The 16561-nt window shown below is 31.3% G+C and carries 20 protein-coding genes; 9 read left to right on the top strand and 11 right to left on the bottom strand.

Annotation, left to right across the window (positions count from 1 at the left end; all coding sequences use genetic code 11):
• Positions 1–265 (bottom strand): SDR family NAD(P)-dependent oxidoreductase (locus tag HOH73_05165; protein MBT5828245.1); only part of this gene is annotated, 265 nt, incomplete at its 3' end.
• Positions 266–909: 644 nt separating this feature from the next.
• On the opposite strand from HOH73_05165, the gene HOH73_05160 reads away from it, so the two are divergent.
• Entirely contained in the window at positions 910–1758 is an 849-nt protein-coding gene (locus HOH73_05160) for a 6-pyruvoyl tetrahydropterin reductase (protein MBT5828244.1), read from the top strand.
• A gap of 71 nt (positions 1759–1829) precedes the next feature.
• Here HOH73_05160 and metE read toward each other — a convergent pair whose 3' ends face one another.
• Entirely contained in the window at positions 1830–4121 is a 2292-nt protein-coding gene (gene metE / locus HOH73_05155; protein ID MBT5828243.1) for a 5-methyltetrahydropteroyltriglutamate--homocysteine S-methyltransferase, read from the bottom strand.
• 89 nt (positions 4122–4210) lie between these two features.
• Here metE and folE point away from each other — a divergent pair, with 89 nt between their 5' ends.
• From folE to HOH73_05115, 8 genes are all read left to right on the top strand, one after another.
• Positions 4211–4801: a GTP cyclohydrolase I FolE gene (folE, locus tag HOH73_05150; protein ID MBT5828242.1), complete on the top strand. Its 591-nt coding sequence runs from the start codon at positions 4211–4213 to the stop codon at positions 4799–4801.
• A 74-nt stretch (positions 4802–4875) separates the two neighbouring features.
• Positions 4876–5508: an ATP-binding cassette domain-containing protein gene (locus tag HOH73_05145; GenBank protein MBT5828241.1), complete on the top strand. Its 633-nt coding sequence runs from the start codon at positions 4876–4878 to the stop codon at positions 5506–5508.
• On the top strand, positions 5505–6866 hold the full coding sequence (locus HOH73_05140) for an ABC transporter permease (protein ID MBT5828240.1): 1362 nt from the start codon (positions 5505–5507) through the stop codon (positions 6864–6866). The genes HOH73_05145 and HOH73_05140 overlap by 4 nt, the downstream gene beginning before the upstream one ends.
• Positions 6856–7368, top strand: coding sequence for a DUF3299 domain-containing protein (locus HOH73_05135; GenBank protein ID MBT5828239.1), 513 nt, complete (start codon positions 6856–6858; stop codon positions 7366–7368). The genes HOH73_05140 and HOH73_05135 overlap by 11 nt, the downstream gene beginning before the upstream one ends.
• Positions 7365–7997: a hypothetical protein gene (locus HOH73_05130; protein MBT5828238.1), complete on the top strand. Its 633-nt coding sequence runs from the start codon at positions 7365–7367 to the stop codon at positions 7995–7997. The genes HOH73_05135 and HOH73_05130 overlap by 4 nt, the downstream gene beginning before the upstream one ends.
• Positions 7998–8062: 65 nt before the next feature.
• A complete protein-coding gene (locus tag HOH73_05125; GenBank protein ID MBT5828237.1) occupies positions 8063–8359 on the top strand; it encodes a heavy-metal-associated domain-containing protein in 297 nt (98 codons plus the stop codon).
• A complete protein-coding gene (locus HOH73_05120) occupies positions 8343–8714 on the top strand; it encodes a hypothetical protein (GenBank protein ID MBT5828236.1) in 372 nt (123 codons plus the stop codon). The genes HOH73_05125 and HOH73_05120 overlap by 17 nt, the downstream gene beginning before the upstream one ends.
• A gap of 173 nt (positions 8715–8887) precedes the next feature.
• On the top strand, positions 8888–10645 hold the full coding sequence (locus tag HOH73_05115; protein ID MBT5828235.1) for a DEAD/DEAH box helicase: 1758 nt from the start codon (positions 8888–8890) through the stop codon (positions 10643–10645).
• On the opposite strand, the gene HOH73_05110 is transcribed toward HOH73_05115, so the two are convergent.
• The 9 genes from HOH73_05110 to HOH73_05070 form a co-directional block, all read right to left on the bottom strand.
• Positions 10642–11226: a hypothetical protein gene (locus HOH73_05110; GenBank protein ID MBT5828234.1), complete on the bottom strand. Its 585-nt coding sequence runs from the start codon at positions 11224–11226 to the stop codon at positions 10642–10644. The two genes, HOH73_05115 and HOH73_05110, sit on opposite strands and share 4 nt — an antisense overlap.
• Before the next feature lie 28 nt (positions 11227–11254).
• Positions 11255–11881 (bottom strand): DUF2490 domain-containing protein, encoded by a 627-nt coding sequence (locus HOH73_05105; GenBank protein ID MBT5828233.1) that lies wholly within the window; start codon positions 11879–11881, stop codon positions 11255–11257.
• The gene (locus HOH73_05100; GenBank protein MBT5828232.1) at positions 11874–12404 is read right to left on the bottom strand and encodes a PepSY domain-containing protein; all 531 of its coding nucleotides are present in this window, start codon (positions 12402–12404) and stop codon (positions 11874–11876) included. Before HOH73_05100 ends, HOH73_05105 begins: the two co-directional genes overlap by 8 nt.
• Positions 12401–12862: a hypothetical protein gene (locus HOH73_05095; GenBank protein ID MBT5828231.1), complete on the bottom strand. Its 462-nt coding sequence runs from the start codon at positions 12860–12862 to the stop codon at positions 12401–12403. The genes HOH73_05100 and HOH73_05095 overlap by 4 nt, the downstream gene beginning before the upstream one ends.
• A 14-nt stretch (positions 12863–12876) precedes the next feature.
• Positions 12877–13707: a hypothetical protein gene (locus HOH73_05090; GenBank protein ID MBT5828230.1), complete on the bottom strand. Its 831-nt coding sequence runs from the start codon at positions 13705–13707 to the stop codon at positions 12877–12879.
• 12 nt (positions 13708–13719) lie between these two features.
• Positions 13720–14265, bottom strand: a complete 546-nt coding sequence (locus tag HOH73_05085; GenBank protein ID MBT5828229.1) for an FMN-binding protein — start codon at positions 14263–14265, stop codon at positions 13720–13722.
• Positions 14255–15214, bottom strand: coding sequence for a hypothetical protein (locus HOH73_05080; protein MBT5828228.1), 960 nt, complete (start codon positions 15212–15214; stop codon positions 14255–14257). The genes HOH73_05085 and HOH73_05080 overlap by 11 nt, the downstream gene beginning before the upstream one ends.
• Positions 15215–15637: 423 nt before the next feature.
• Positions 15638–15838 carry a 30S ribosomal protein S21 gene (locus HOH73_05075; GenBank protein MBT5828227.1) on the bottom strand — a complete coding sequence of 67 codons (201 nt, stop codon included), beginning with the start codon at positions 15836–15838 and terminating at the stop codon, positions 15638–15640.
• Between the two features lie 324 nt (positions 15839–16162).
• Positions 16163–16561 (bottom strand): ComF family protein (locus tag HOH73_05070; GenBank protein MBT5828226.1); only part of this gene is annotated, 399 nt, incomplete at its 5' end.

Below are 16561 nucleotides of genomic sequence, written 5' to 3'. Positions count from 1 at the left end.
TTTGACCCAAAACTTCATTTAGCAGGATTCCAGCGTTATTGATTAATAAATCAATTTTTACTTCAGATAATTTTTTAAATAATAAGTTGCAAGAATCTGGATTACCAATATCAATACCCTCAATAATAGTGGAGGCAACTTTTTCTAGCTCAGGAGATGATTTTCTACAAATGCCATAAACATTATGACCAAGACCGCTAAAATATTTACAAAAAGATAATCCTATTCCTCGGTTAGCTCCAGTTACAACTACATTTAAACTCATAATTTATTTTCTATTATTTTTAAATTTGATGATAATTTATAGTCGATAATTTAAACTCTAAAAGTCTGGAAGTAAATATTTATCACTAACTTGATTGGGTTTCGAACCCACGGCTCTTTTGGCGCAAAACTTTGCAAGGAGTGTAATTTGCTTAAGCAGACATAAAAGTTCAAAATTTTTAGGACAACCCAAAATCTTATTTAACTCTTACGTTCTCTACATTGTAAAATTAGGATAATGGTTCGCAAAGTGAGCTTTGCACAGCGCCAGCACTCAAGAGTGCGATGGAGTACTCTCATTTACTAATGACTACTAATCATTACTCACAAAGCCTTTACTCATCTGCTCTCAGAATTTATAGCCAGTTTTCACTTTTTCTAAAGCAGATACTATATTTTGAAGAAATACCCAGAATTTCTAATTTGGGATATGAAATTTTTGAGAAATTCTGGAGAATTTTGTCCAAAAACTTGGAAGTGTCATTTGTTCAGATTTTGCGTCAACTCATACCTTTGACATTTGATTCATAAACATATGTTACATGGTTATTTTTACTATTTTCTATAGTTATAAAAATTTAACATTTGTATAATTATAAGAAAATGCTAAACATATTGCCATTAACTAAAAAGCAATAATCCGTAATGCAATTATTTATTGAACATTTAACCCATATTGATTCAAGCTACTTACATCCCGAATATGGCTTAGCAGGTGCTAGCTGGCTTGTCGATATCATCGTTTCTGGAGATTTAGATGAACAAGGTATGGTGATGGACTTTTCTTTAGTAAAACAAAAAGTTAAAAAATTAATTGATAACACCATAGATCACAGCCTAATTATAGCAGCTAATGATCCGAACGTAACCTTAACTAAACTAGCTCAGAACTACAAAGTAACCTACAAGTTTAACACAGGAACTATTGAACATATTTCGCCAAAAGACGCAATAAGCCTAATTGATAATAAAGAAATTACAGCCAAAATATTAGAAAGTTATTTAGAAGCTGAAATTACTAAAGAGTTAGCCACAAATAATCTTTCTGTGCAAATAAAGCTTAGAACTGAAGAAATTCAAGGTGCTCATTATGTTTACAGCCATGGTCTCAAAAAGCATAAAGGTAATTGCCAAAGAATTGCGCATGGACATCGTTCACAAATAAAAATCTATGAATCTAAGCAAAGAAACCAAGCCTTAGAACAAGAATGGGCCAAATTATGGCATGGTAAATATTTAGCAAATCAAACTGATTTAACTGAAAAAGTTTTTAAAGAAAAATTAGAATATTATATTTTCTCTTACCAATCTAGCCAAGGACAATTCCAACTTACTATACCTGCAAAATGCTGCTACCTACTAGATTGTGATACAACTATTGAAAATTTAGCTACACATATATGCAAAAACTTAAACAATAAAACTGGTAAAAAATTAACAATCTATGCTTATGAAGGTATTGATAAAGGCGCTATTAGCACTTATAAAAATTAAAATAACAGCCATACCATGACTGTTACTTTAATAATTTTTAATCCAAATTTTGTTAATCTTATCCATTTAATTTAAGCAGCTTTCTTTAAACTAGACCTTAAGTTTTTTGTAGCAATTACCATATTTTCTAACGAAGCTTTAACCTCTGGCCAGTTTCTAGTTTTTAAACCACAATCAGGATTAATCCAAATTTGTTGCACATCTAATGATTCTAATGCTTTATGCACTAAAAACTCCATCTCTTCTACTTTAGGAACACGCGGACTATGTATATCATACACTCCGGGTCCTATGTGATTTGGATATTTAAATTCAATAAAAGCATCTAAAAGCTCCATTGCTGACCTTGATGTTTCTATAGAAATCACATCTGCATCCAAAGCAGCTATTTCATCTATAATATCATTAAATTCTGAATAACACATATGTGTATGGATTTGCGTGTCATTTTTAATATTAGATGAGGATAAACGAAATGATGCAACTGCCCATTCTAAATATGTGTCCCTATCCTTATTTCTAAGAGGCAAACCCTCTCTAAATGCTGGTTCATCTATTTGGATTATCTTAATACCACTTTCTTCTAAATCTTTAACTTCCGCTCGAATTGCAAGTGCTATTTGCTTGCAAGTTAATTCGCGGGGCTGATCATCACGCACAAATGCCCACTGCAACATCGTAATAGGACCAGTTAACATACCTTTTACTGGCTTGTCAGTTAAATTCTGAGCAAATGACGACCAATATACTGTCATTGCTTTTGCTCTTGCTACATCACCATAAATAATTGGTGGTTTCACACATCTTGAACCATAGCTTTGCACCCAACCATTCTTGGTAAAAGCATAGCCAGATAATTGCTCACCAAAATACTCAACCATATCATTTCTTTCATATTCACCATGAACAGGTACATCTATACCTATATCTTCTTGCCATTTTATCAATTCGGTTGTTTTCTCCGCTAGATAACTTTCATATTGCTCTTTAGAAATAAGCTTCTTCTTAAAATCTGCTCTAATTTTTCTTAACTCCTTAGTTTGAGGAAATGAACCAATAGTTGTGATAGGTAAAAGTGGTAGACCCAGTTTTTGTTGCTCCTTAATACGCTCAGCAAAAACTTTATCTCTTTTATAATCTGCAGGAGTTAAGTTTTTAACTGCCTCCTTAACCTCGTAATTATGCACTAAATTAGAATTTTCGCGAGAAATTATCGCTAAATGATTCTCAGCTAAATCTAATTTATATGCAGCTCTTCCTTCATTAGCAACCTTGGTTAACAAGTTTAGCTCAGTTAATTTTTCACTAGCAAAAGCTAACCACTCTTTTAATTCAGAGTTAAGTTTATCCTCAACTTCTAACGATAAAGGGCAATGTAACAAAGATGAAGATGGTGCTATTAAAACTTTGTCGCTTGGATGTTTCTTTATAACCTCATCTATTACAGCTAGTGATTTGCTGAAATTATTCTTCCAAATGTTACGGCCATCTATTAAGCCCAGGGATAAAAACTTCTCACTACTAAAATTTGCCAATATTTCTTCTACATTATCATTCCCTCTGACTAAATCTATGTGAAGGCCATCTATTGGCAATTTTTTAACTAAAGCTAAATTTTCACCTAATTCTGCAAAATAGCTGGTTAACATAATTTTAGCAGAGAAATTTTCTCTAAGTTTTTTATAAGCTACTTCATAAGCAAATTTAGCCTCGCTAGATAAATCAGTGACCAAACATGGCTCATCAATTTGCACCCATTGCACGCCACATTCTGCTAATTTAGCTAAAATTTCTTGATATATAACCAACAAATCTTCAAGCAAATCAAGTGATTTTGTTTCATCATAGGATTTACCCAATAATAAAAAACTAACCGGTCCCAACAACACTGGTCTTGTTTCGATACCTAGTTTTTTAGCTTCTAGATATTCATCTATAATTTTAGTTGAAGCTAATTTAAATTTTGTTTCTTTAGAGAATTCTGGCACTATGTAATGGTAATTTGTATCAAACCATTTGGTCATTTCCATTGCAACAACATCATTTTTTTCATTTTGAGCTCCCCTAGCCATTGCGAAATATAGATCTAAATCAACCTTATCATCACTAAAATTATATCTCTTTGGTACTGCTCCTACCATAGCAGTCAGGTCTAAGACATGATCGTAAAAAGAAAAGTCGTTAGATGGAATAAACTTAATCCCAGACTCTTTTTGTAACTCCCAATTTTTTTTGCGTAAATCTTTGGCAGTAATCTTTAATTCTTCTTGTTTTATTTTACCTTGCCAATAATTTTCTAACGATTTTTTTAATTGGCGTTCTAAACCTATACGAGGAAAACCTAAATTTGCTGCATGAACCATTTGCTTATCTAATATTTTGTGTTAAGTTATTATTTATTTTTAAAAGAGCAATGTTATATTATAACATAATTATTAATCAAGTAGTTTAAATGAATAAAAAACAAGAAAATTACCCAAAACCTACAAAAGAAGAAGCTTTAAAGGCTGTAAAAACCATGATTGCATGGGCGGGAGACAATCCTCACAGAGAAGGCTTAGTTGAAACCCCGATGCGAGTTGTTAATGCTTACAGTGAGTTTTTTGAGGGTTATGCGCAGGACGCTCACAATATTTTAGCTAAAACTTTTGAAGAAGTAGAAGATTACGATGAAATGGTGATTGTAAAGAACATCCGCCTAGAATCTCATTGTGAACATCATATGGTTCCAATTATAGGTAAAGTTGACATAGCCTACTTGCCTAACCAAAGAGTAGTTGGAATTAGCAAATTAGCACGTTTAGTTGATGTGTTTGGCAAGAGATTACAAACTCAGGAAACACTTACAGCGCAAATTGCTAATAGCATTAACGAGGTTTTAGAGCCAAGGGGAGTGGCAGTATTAATTGACGCTGCTCATCAATGTATGACCACAAGAGGAGTACATAAAACTGCAAGCTCAACAGTTACTACTAAAATGGTTGGGCAGTTTAAAGAAGATAAAGAGTTAAAAAAAGAATTTTTGCTTTTAACTAATAATTAAGTTTGTAATAATTCAAAAATATTTACAAAAAAAGATTGTTATATTATAACAATTCTTAATTATTTTTTATTTTCATGCTTGATTGTCAAAACTTAACTTACCAGCTTAATCGTCAAAGCATTATTAAGAACTTTAGTTTTAGCCTAAATCAGGGAAAGCACATATTAATCAAAGGGGCATCTGGTTCAGGTAAAACCACTTTATTATGTTTATTAGCTGGTTTAATTAAGGCAAGTTCTGGCAAAATAATATATGACAAGCAAGAAATAACCACCTTAACAGCAGCTAAACTTGATAAATTTAGGGCTAAATCTTTAGGCTTTGTTTTTCAAAATTTTCATTTAATCAAATATCTTACTATTAAGCAGAATTTGGCTTTGGTGGGTACTATGTCTGGGGTTAAAATTTTAGATGATGAAATTCAGCAATATCTCACAGAACTTGGGTTAGCAGAGAAGGCAAACGAGCTAGTCGACACTTTAAGCATAGGTCAAATACAAAGGCTTGCAGTTATAAGAAGTGTGATTAGTAAGGCAAATTGGATTTTGTGTGACGAGCCAACCTCAGCTCTAGACGATGATAATACTAACAAATTATGCAGCTTCCTTAAAATACAAGCAGCTAAAAACAACTCATCATTAATTATAGTTTCTCATGATAATAGAGTAGAAAAATACTTTCAGAATATCCAAATTTTAACATTATGAATTTAATAACTTTATCATATAATTATTTAAAATATCGCCGCTTTAACACCCTGCTAAATATATCCATAATGGCTTTAGGCATTATGCTGATGTCTTTATTAATTTTAATATCCACGCAAATTAAAACCAAACTATATTCTGATGCAAGAAACATTGATGCAGTTATTGGTACAACGGGAAGTCCATTGCAGCTAGTATTAGCAACTATCTGGCATATTGATATTCCTAACGGTAACATTTACTATAATGAGCTTAATAAAATCAAAAACTATCCCCAAATAAAATCGGCTGTGCCAATTTCTCTTGGCGACAATTTTAAAGGCTTCCGTATTGTGGGCACCACTGCTGCGTATTTGGACCTTTATAAAGCTACATTAATAGCTGGTAATTTATGGAAAAACAAACAGGAGGCTGTAATTGGTGCGCGAGTAGCAGCTGAAGCTAAACTTGAGCTTGGAGATCTATTTGCTAGTTCACATGGTTTAGTTTCTGCAAATAACAATCATGATCAAGATTTATATAAAGTGACTGGCATATTAAATAAGCAAAATAATGTCATAGATAACTTAATTATTACTTCATTGGAGAGTATATGGCATTTACATGCTGGTCAGAATCATGATGAACATGACAGTCTAAATAAACATAGTAAGCATGACAGTGATGAACATGATAGTCACAATGAACATAGCAAGCATGACAATCATGACAACAATGAACATGATAGTCTAAATGAACATAGTAAGCATGATAAGCATGATAGCAGCAAATCTGATCATAGTAAAATATCAACTGATATTGAAAGAGACTCAAAAGAAATTACCGCTATTTTACTTACTTATAAGCATAAAGCTGCAAATTATAATTTTACTAGAATCTATAAAAGTGAATATAACTCTCAAATTGTTAGCCCTAAATATGAAATAGCTAGAATATTAAAATTTATAGGGGTGGGGAGTAAAACCATAATAATCTTTAGTAGCTTTTTGATCTTAATTTCTATTGTAACAATTGTAATTAATCAGCTTAACTCTATTCAGCAGCGTAATTATGATTTAGCTATTTTTAGAACTCTAGGTGCATCACAAAAGAAGGTTTTTATAATCTTAATTGCGGAAGCATTTATTATTTCTGCCTTGGGTGCTATCATTGGTTTGTTTTTAGCTCATTTTTCGTTGGAATTAATTGGTCTATTTACACATCAGGGTAATGAACTAAATTTAACTGGTTTTATTTTTATTCCAGAGATATATTTGCTTTGCGCAATTACTATTTTATTATGTTTATTGGCTGCGCTCATTCCAGCTCTCAAAGCATATAAAATAGATATTAGGAAAATTCTTAGCAATGCCACTTAAAAAAAGCCTATTTTTCAGTTTAATTTTACCACATTTAATTGTAAATAACCTTTATGGTTTCTCAATTGAAGAAAGTAATTTAGTTGAAGAAAGAGACCTCAGCCAATATGTAAAAGAATATAGCGCTTATGCTAATTCTATAGAGTGGGAGTTATTTGCTAAAACTCAAGAGCTTGATGAGTGTTATGTTGATGAAGAGGGCTTTGATAATTGCTTAGTCAAACCAATTTATAGCGACGAGATAACCAAATTGGACAACATGTCAGTAACTATTACTGGCTTTATGTTTCCTTTGGAGGCAAGTGACAAATTAAATAATTTTCTAATTGGACCTTTTCCTCTTGATTGCCCTTTTCATTACCATATTGGCCCCGCTAAAGTAATTGAAGTTAGAAGTAAAAAAGCAATTTCTTTTTCATATGATCCTATTACAATAACAGGAATATTAAAATTAGATTACAACTTAGAAACTGGTGTTTTTTATTATCTAGATAGCGAATGAAAAAAATTTTATTTTCTTACTTAACCATCTTATTGATCTCTACAAATTTAGCGGCAAGGCCAATATCTTATTCGGGTGGAAAAACTGTTATGCAGCAAAATGATGGGTTCAAAAACAGCTTGCATCTTCACTATTCGCCAAATTACAAATATTCTCTTGGCTATAAATATGAATATCATAAGAGCCAAAAACTCAATCTTCATAGTGTACAGTTAAATAACCTAGTTAAAAGGTGGAATAGACCGGCAGCCCAGGGAAATATTTATCTTAAATCGGCCTTAGGTAATGCTCACAAAGACTCTCATAATCAATTATTTGCTTTTACTGGCCTTGCTGCTGATTTTGAAACCAGGAAGTATTTCATCGCTTATACTAATAAATATTATGCAAGTAGAGGTAATATGTTAAATTATTATGAACAAAAAGCGCGAATAGGTATCGCACCATATGTTGCTAATTACAAAAACATACATACATGGCTGATGTTGCAAATATCAGAGCCAGGCAACATAACAAATAAGCAAATTATAACAACGCCTATAATTAGATTATTTAAAGGCGCTAACCTAATAGAACTTGGCTTTAGCTCTAATAAAAAATTATTATTTAATTTTATTGCAAGATTTTAGCTATCTTAAATTCTAAAATAAGCTATGATATAATTAATAGTTATTTAAAATTTTCTGGTAAAATAATGTTACAAAAAATAATTTTATTTTTTTTCTTTATTCTCAATTTTAGTGCCTTAAGTGCTACTGAAATAAATATCAAAGTAAATGGTTTAGTTTGTGAGTTTTGTGCTGTAACTATAGAAAAGAGCTTCAAGAAACTGCCTAAAGTTTCTAAGATTAATATAGATTTAGAAGCAAAAAATGTGCAAATTATCTTGGCCGAAAAACAGCATATTAGTGACCAAGAGATTACTGATATCATTATTAATAACGGCTATGCTGTAGTGGAAATTATCAGAGAGAATGATGAAACAAAATAGTTTCATCATTACTATACTCGCTTTATTTACTTCATTTTCCACTTTATTTTGTTGTGCCTTACCAATAATCTTAGTGTTCTTTGGCTTAGGAGCTGTTTCTAGCAGTTTAATAAGTAACTTTTCCTTGATCACCATTTTAGCTGAGCATAGCGCTTATTTATTCATGGGAGCCTTATTGCTATTGGGCTTTAGTGGTTATTTGTTATTTGTGCGCCCTAACTCCTGCCCTATTGACCCAAAATATGCGAAGATTTGCCTCTCAAGCAAAAAATTCAGCAAAATAATTTGGCTAGTTTCAGTAATAATTCTAATTATTGCGATATTTTTTAAATATATTCTAATTTTATTAATTTAAGCTAGGTATATTTAATATAAGTTGCAGAAAATAATATATTATATATAGTGCTCACAGTAAAAATTATTACATCTCTAGCAACGCAATTTTCTATATAGTTAATTACAATAAATTAAGAGAAGTGTGTTTCTACTTAAACTTATTAAAATTGTAAAACTATTAAATAGCAGAAAATGACTAATTTCAAAGATTGCGGCGTTTCAGATAACGTCTTAACATTATTAAAAACAGTTGGTTACCATGAACCTACTGAGATACAACATAAATCAATACCTATAATCTTAGAGAAGCATGATGTTTTAGCCTCATCTAAAACAGGAAGTGGTAAAACTGCAGCTTTTATTATTCCTATGTTAGAAAAGATCTTTGCTAATAATAATGATAATTTTTGTTTAGTAATTGCCCCAACCAGAGAGTTGGTTTGCCAAATATTTGACACAGCTAAGCTTATTGCAAAAGACCGTATTAAATGTTGTGCCGTTTATGGTGGTGTAGATATTAACAAACAAATCAACAATTTAAAAAAGAACCCTAACTTAATTATTGCAACTCCGGGCAGGGTTAAGGACCATATAAAAAGAAGAACCATTAATATAAAAAATATTAATCATTTTATCTTAGATGAATTTGACCGTATGTTAGATATGGGTTTTAAGGACGAAATTAAAGAAATTTACCAGCAGATAGCAGAAGAAAAACAAGTTATAATGTTTTCTGCAACAAAAAGTAAAGAAATAACAAAATTAGCTGAAAAATACTTAAGTAAAGATTATAAAACTATAGCTGTTGCAGGTAATGAAGAAAATAACAAAAATATTAGCCACAGCTTTTTAAGCGCAAATAAAGATAATAAATTCGATTTACTAGAAACTGAATTATCTAAAAGGGAGGGCTCTATAATTATTTTTGTTAACACAAAAAGAGTTGCTGATAATTTGCAAGATTCTCTTTATCAAAATGGCTTTAAAGCAAAAGCTATCCATGGTGATTTAAGGCAACATCAAAGAGATAAAATAATTAAAAGATTTCGTTCCAAAAGCTATCAAATTTTGGTTGCAACCGATGTAGTTGCAAGAGGTATAGATATAGATCATATTGAGCATGTAATTAATTTTGACTTACCAAGAGTTACCGAAGATTATATCCATAGAGTTGGAAGAACTGGTAGAATGGAAGCTATAGGTAATGCTATTTCTTTTGTTTTAAATGGTGATAGAAATGTTTATTTTAATATTATTAAAGAATTATCTCTAAAAGATGAATTAGAATTTAAGCAAAATAGCAGCTCTAAACCACGCAGAAATAGATCTAATAGTAATAATAGCTTCAGAAATAACCGGTCTGGTTCAGACAGAGGAGGCAGAGGTAGATTTAACTCTGAGCGAAGCAGTGATAGATCTGGTCAAGATGGCAGAGGTAGATTTAATTCTGAGCGCAGCAGTGATAGATCTGGTCAAGATGGCAGAGGAAGATTTAATTCTGAGCGCAGCAGTGATAGATCAGGACAAGATGGCAGAGGAAGGTTTAACTCTGAGCGCAGCAGTGATAGATCTGGTCAAGATGGCAGAGGAAGGTTTAATTCTGAGCGCAGCAGTGATAGATCAGGACAAGGTGGCAGAGGAAGATTTAATTCTGAGCGCAGCAGTGATAGATCAGGACAAGATGGCAGAGGAAGGTTTAATTCTGAGCGCAGCAGTGATAGATCAGGACAAGATGGCAGAGGAAGGTTTAATTCTGAGCGAAGAAGTGATAGATCTGGTCAAGAAAGCAGAGGAAGGGATAACTTTAATTCTAAGCGTAGTAATGATAGATCTGGCCAAGAAAGTGTGCGAAGAAATAAATCCACTTCAAGTAGTAGTAGCGCTAACAAAGAAGGCTTTAAACCAAGAAGAAATAGTGAAGGTAAGGAAAGCAAACAAAGTAATGATTAGGCAACAAAGTTAGGCAAGCTAGAATTGGTTTTATTTAGGCTTATTGATGATTCCTGTCCTACCTCCAGTGGCAAAGCTCCTGGATTCTTAGTTTCTTCCTTATCCAAAAGATTTTCTGCCCCATTTGTTTGTGCTGACCAAATAATATCTTCTTTTTTCTGCTCCTGTGAAGATAAATCACTTAGTAAATCAATATTATTTCCCTTTACGAAGCTAATTATCTGTTTTTCGCTTAGCGCTTTTAAATAGCGTGCATCTAATAATATATGTCTTTTAGCATAACTAGGTCTGACTAATTGCAAAAAGAAATCTTGTTCATTTACTACAGTAAAGGCCTGAAATATTTCAAATTCAATATTTTGTTTAAACTTAGCTTTACTCACTTGATATAAGGCTAAACATTCATGTTCTTTATTATAGCCAAGTTGAAACAGAATATTATTTTTTCTATCTGTAGTTAATTTCTTATCTAAATCAAATACTTTAGGTAACTTATCTCGCGCAAAAGATAATAAAACACCTGTTAAAGAGGCATAAGCTGGTATAACTGCTGGTATAACTATTGGATTTTCCCTGGTCATCAATTTAACTATAATTATTAACGTTAATCTAAAATTTATATAATAGTTTCAATACTAATCTATCTGATGAGCTCCAATTACTACCTTCTAATTTACTAACATATTTATAATATAAGGCCAAATTGCTTCTATAGAGACTAGATAGGCTTAACCCTACCGATAACCAATTTTTATTATATTTTTCTGCATCAAAATCGTAAAACCACTCATTACTCACGAAAGGTTTTAATTTAAGGATTTCTTTGTTTGACTTAAACATCAATCTAATTCTATTTCTATTAGCGTAACTATTATCTGTCTTAAATCTAAATTCTTCTCTAACTCTAATTTCAGTTGTAAGTAATTTATATTCTAGTTTTTTTTGCAAACTAAGATGAGGCCTTTTCTCTATCTTCCATTGATTATTTTTGGAGTTAAATTGGTAAATCTGCCTATAATTTAATGAGTATCTCATTGTATTTGAAATTGGAATTTTAATGCCAAAATCATAATGCTTATATGCATTGCTACCCTTATCATACCTATAATCAGTCTCAAATGATAAAATATTATGATGATTATCTTTACTTATAATTATTTTTGCAGCCTGTTCGGCGGCTTGTAGAGGATTAAAGAGTATAAAAATAATTAATTGAATTAAAATAGCTTTAGACATTTCTAACTCTTAACCTTCTATTTCTGTTTTTCCTCTTTGTGATTGTCATAGTGACAAATAAATATAAACCTGTAATCCACAATAGTAACAGAATTACTGCCGCAGGTAAAAAAACCGCATATGATACTAATTTACTAAAAAATGTGCCAGTATGTATAGCCTCGATAATGTCAGATCTTCTATATTCTAGACTTAGAATATCTTTGGTCTTAGTATCAATTTGTAATTCCCAACCATTATTTGATCTAATTTTTAACATACCTTTACTAGGCCTTACATCTAGCCTGTTAATATCCGACCAATTATTAATAGCTATTTTATCTGATGCTTTTGCAACTTCTAAAACTTCTGCAAAAGTAATTTCTGGCTGTTTGGCAACACCTCTAATTGTGGGTGGCTGGATCCAATTAGAGTCTTTTTTAAAGATTAGAAATAAACCTGTGACAATTATAATTAAGATAGGTAAAGCGCATATTGCTGAACCCCAATAATGTATTTTTCTATTTGCGCGATTATATTTCATGGAACCGCTAATTTATGTTTTATATCCTTTCTGCGCCTGGCTTTTGTCAATTGCAATATATGTAGAACCAGAGAAAATGGCAGAATAAAACCAACAAAGCTATGCAAATAACAAGAGATTTGCCTATAAAAATCAGAAGAAAGATAATATAAAGCATATGCTGTTATAATACATATAAAAGGCAAAGAAAGTAAAACCATACCAGATTTCAAGCCTCTCTTGTTTTTTGAATATAGATTCTTTTTTACATGAGCTGAAAGAAAATAACCAAAAATTATCATAATTACAAATGACACAGCACCATGTATTTTTAGAACTGGATATTGAATAGGATGCTTTTCCAAGCCAAACTCACCTTGTATTTCTATAAAATAATTTAGAATGAAATAAACAACTCCGCTTATCCAGCAAAGTGCAAGAATTATAAAAAACCATTCTTTATAATTTAAGTTACGCATTTGAAAGACCATTCCTAATAATTAATTACGCCATCTTGATCAGCAAACACCACAGCTGCCCCCAAAGATTTTAATAAGCTAACTGAGTTGTCGCATAAAAAAGCTACTTTGGTTAAGGCATCAGCTAACATACAGCTTGGAGCAAACACAGAAGCACTATTTTCACTAACTAACATATTTCTAGTTTTCCCACAAAAAATTGGATTTACACTATTATCAAAATAATATGAAGAGCTAGTTGCTAAAGCGATATTTTGCATTCTTAAGTTTGCAACTTTGTGTTTTTTAGTAGTTGGTAGCTTTATATCTACTAGCTTATTTTGCCAATTATTCATGACCAAATCTCCTCCCGCATTTATAATAACATCTAATTTATGTTCTTTTACCACATCGAGAGCTTTATCAACCGCAAAACCTTTAGCTATACCACCAAGATCGATCTGCAACCTTTTGTTAAATTTTATTTTTCCCTTACTTAATTGTATATCACGCCAACTAGCATTAGGGTCAGCTTTCTGATATTTGTTAGGTAGTAACCCCTTCTCTATTAAATGAGCTGCAACTGTAATGTCATAAGCTCCCTTAGTTATAACACTAAGTTCTAGAACCTTACTTAAAACCTCATATATTTCATCTGAAATAGCACAGCTGTGATAAAAAGCATTGGAGTTAATATAAGATAACTCGCTTTCATTATCATAAAAACTCATTTGCTTTTGGATTTTTTCGATTTTTTTGAAAATTTCTTCACTAAAATTTAGCAAATCAGCTTTATTATAATCACCACTTAATGACACTTCAGCATATGTGCCAAGCAAAGGTTTACATCTATTAATTTTATTCACTTTATTCCTATCTTATAAATATCTAAGTATCTGAGCCCAAGTTTCAGTCAATCTATTAACACCATCTGTAACATGTCTACATGATAATGTAGCGCCAGATATATTTTTAATTTGCTTATCTAATTTTAAGGTTTCCGTATTATCTTTACCTTTAAATTGCGCTAACCATTTCTTATTCATAACTTCATAACCATAAGTCTCTCTATAAGTTAACACTTCCACTCCCTTGACTTTTCCATCTTTTGTAATAGCTACTGCTATATCTATATTCTCATGCTTACCTATCACATTATCTACTATGTACCAGTCCCCTGCATCAGTTCGCCATATATTCATCTCACTATTTCTTACCCTTACCCCTGACTTTTTTTTTATAGATTTCATTTGCTCCTTAGTCAGGCTTAGCATAATTTTCTGCATCTTATTATTTTGATAAAATATCGTAGCAGCCTCTTCAGTTGTAAGATAAGTCTTTGAGATAGCTGCCTCTTGGTAGAATAAAACACCACCAAGAAACACAGCTATTTTTAACAATGAATTTGATTTATTAGAACTCATAACCATAGAATAATCCTATATGAACATCTTCATGTTCATCATAATTTTTACCATCTCGGTTAAAAGCATGCACAGAGCCATCACCTTCAAACTGGAATAAGATACCAGCAGTTAACCACCAATTTTTTTCAGCATAATGATATGTTGGTCCTGCATACCATGCTATTTGATGCCTTGTACCTAATTGCATATCAAGCAAGTCAAAATTTGAACTTTGTAAATCTGGTTCTTTTTCACCATTTTCTGAGGGAGATAAATAATCTGATTGAGTTCTAAGCTCAATACCCAAGAAATGTTTAGGCATAAATCTATAGGATAAACCAGCACTTACATCAAACGCAATCTCTTCTTCCAAAGTTGAATCTGCACCTGACTTCCTTCTTTCAAGTTCAGTTTTCCAGTTAACTGCTAGAGTTAAACGATCATCTAACCAATTTTTTTGTGTAAAAATGGTTGTAGCATATGATTGCTGATCTATCTGCGCACCGTCTAAACGATATCTGTCCCTATCCTCAAAAGCAAAACCAATAGATAAACCAAGAGCATCTTTATATGGACTTAAGACATTATATTTTAATGCTACTTCATAACCCCCATATCTAGTTTTGTTATAATCGCCACCATTAGCTTCTTGAGTTTCATACATTGGGTTATTGCCTTCATCATTTAGCGAATAATTATGATCAAATAACATAAGCTCCGCTCCTATGGTTAAGCGGTCTGTAATCCCATATTCTACTTCTGGCCTAATATCATGAAACACATAACTACCAGAACCTTTACCAACCCTAATAGTATCACTTAGCTTTAGTTCATAACTTCCTTCTGGCCTAGTGTCTGTGCCCTTAGTATAAACCCAAAGATTTTCTTCAGCTGACAATTTTACTGTGCCCCCTAATGCAATTGCTGCTGTAATTACTCCTTTTATTATATTATTTTTTATTTTCATAACTTATATACTTGATAATGATTCTGATAATCATTATCAAGTAAGTCTAACAACTGTCAACTATTTATTCCTTTATAAAAAAATATTATTCTATCAATTTCCTAGGTTATAGTAATTTTTGTAATTAGAGAAATTAAGCACAATTCAAGGAAAGCTACAAATTAGCAAGGTCAGATAACTATTTAAATTATATATATCGTTATATCTTTAGTCATTATAGCTAAGTTAAACCCAGTAATATATAGTTAGCAAAGCTAGAAAAAAATTAGTAAAACTTAATAAGGATATTTAGGCAGATCGACTAAAATAGTTTAAATATTTAAAAAGAATTAATCTGTAGATATCAAGGTTAAATATTTTTTACACAAAAAAAAACAGAGCTATTAGCTCTGTTAGTTATTTTACAATATAATGATGGATAAATTATAACTTCACATCAAATTTATATTGGATCTTTCTTTTACGCTTGAAAGATTCTTCTAATTTTCTTTTGCTTTTGTCGCAAGGTTTTTCAAAAAACCTTTTTAGTTTTAATGATCTAAAAACTCCTTCTCTCTGCATTTTTCTTTTTAAAGTCTTTAATGCAAATTCTACATTATTATCTTTTACTAATACTTGTAACAAACTTATTACCTTTTAATTTTAATTTAAGAATCATATAAAATACAGCTATTTTAAAATAGGTCAAGTATTTATTAACAAAGCCCAAAAGGCTCTTCCAACTACATATTTAGGAACTTTAAAACAATGTGGAATTTAACTCACATTTCCACAATATCTAACCTTTAACAAAAAGAGCGTAATGTAGATCTATATAACTTTTATGAATAAATCAGCAAAAAGATTAACCTAACTAATTAGACCAGCTATGTTAAAATTTACAATATCCCTTTCAAATTACAGCCTATTACCGTTTTCTCCAAGGCACTAAAATATTTAAATCTAACATCATAGTTTGGGCAGATTAATTGTTTTATTTTCATCCATATGTTTAGAGACTCTTTTTGCTAATGCCAAACAAAAAACTTTCTTGGCGCCAGCCTTATAAAGCAAATCCTGGCAAATATTGATGGTCGCGGAAGTGGTAATTACATCATCTAATAAAATAATATTTTTGCCAGCCACAAGCGTAGCTTTAGTATTATTTAGCGCAAATATTTTTTTAGCATTTTTTTGTCTTTCAATGTAATTTAAACCAACTTGATCTATAGCATACTTCTTAAGGAGTATATCATGTAAAACATGCAAATGAGAATTATCTGCTATTTTATTAGCTAATATAGCATTGTTACTAAATGTTTTTTTTCTTAATTTACCATGATAATAAGGAACATATGTAATCAAACT

The organism is Alphaproteobacteria bacterium, assembly GCA_018667735.1.
GTDB lineage: Bacteria > Pseudomonadota > Alphaproteobacteria > Rickettsiales > JABIRX01 > JABIRX01.
This window is presented reverse-complemented; position numbering and strand designations above follow the sequence as displayed.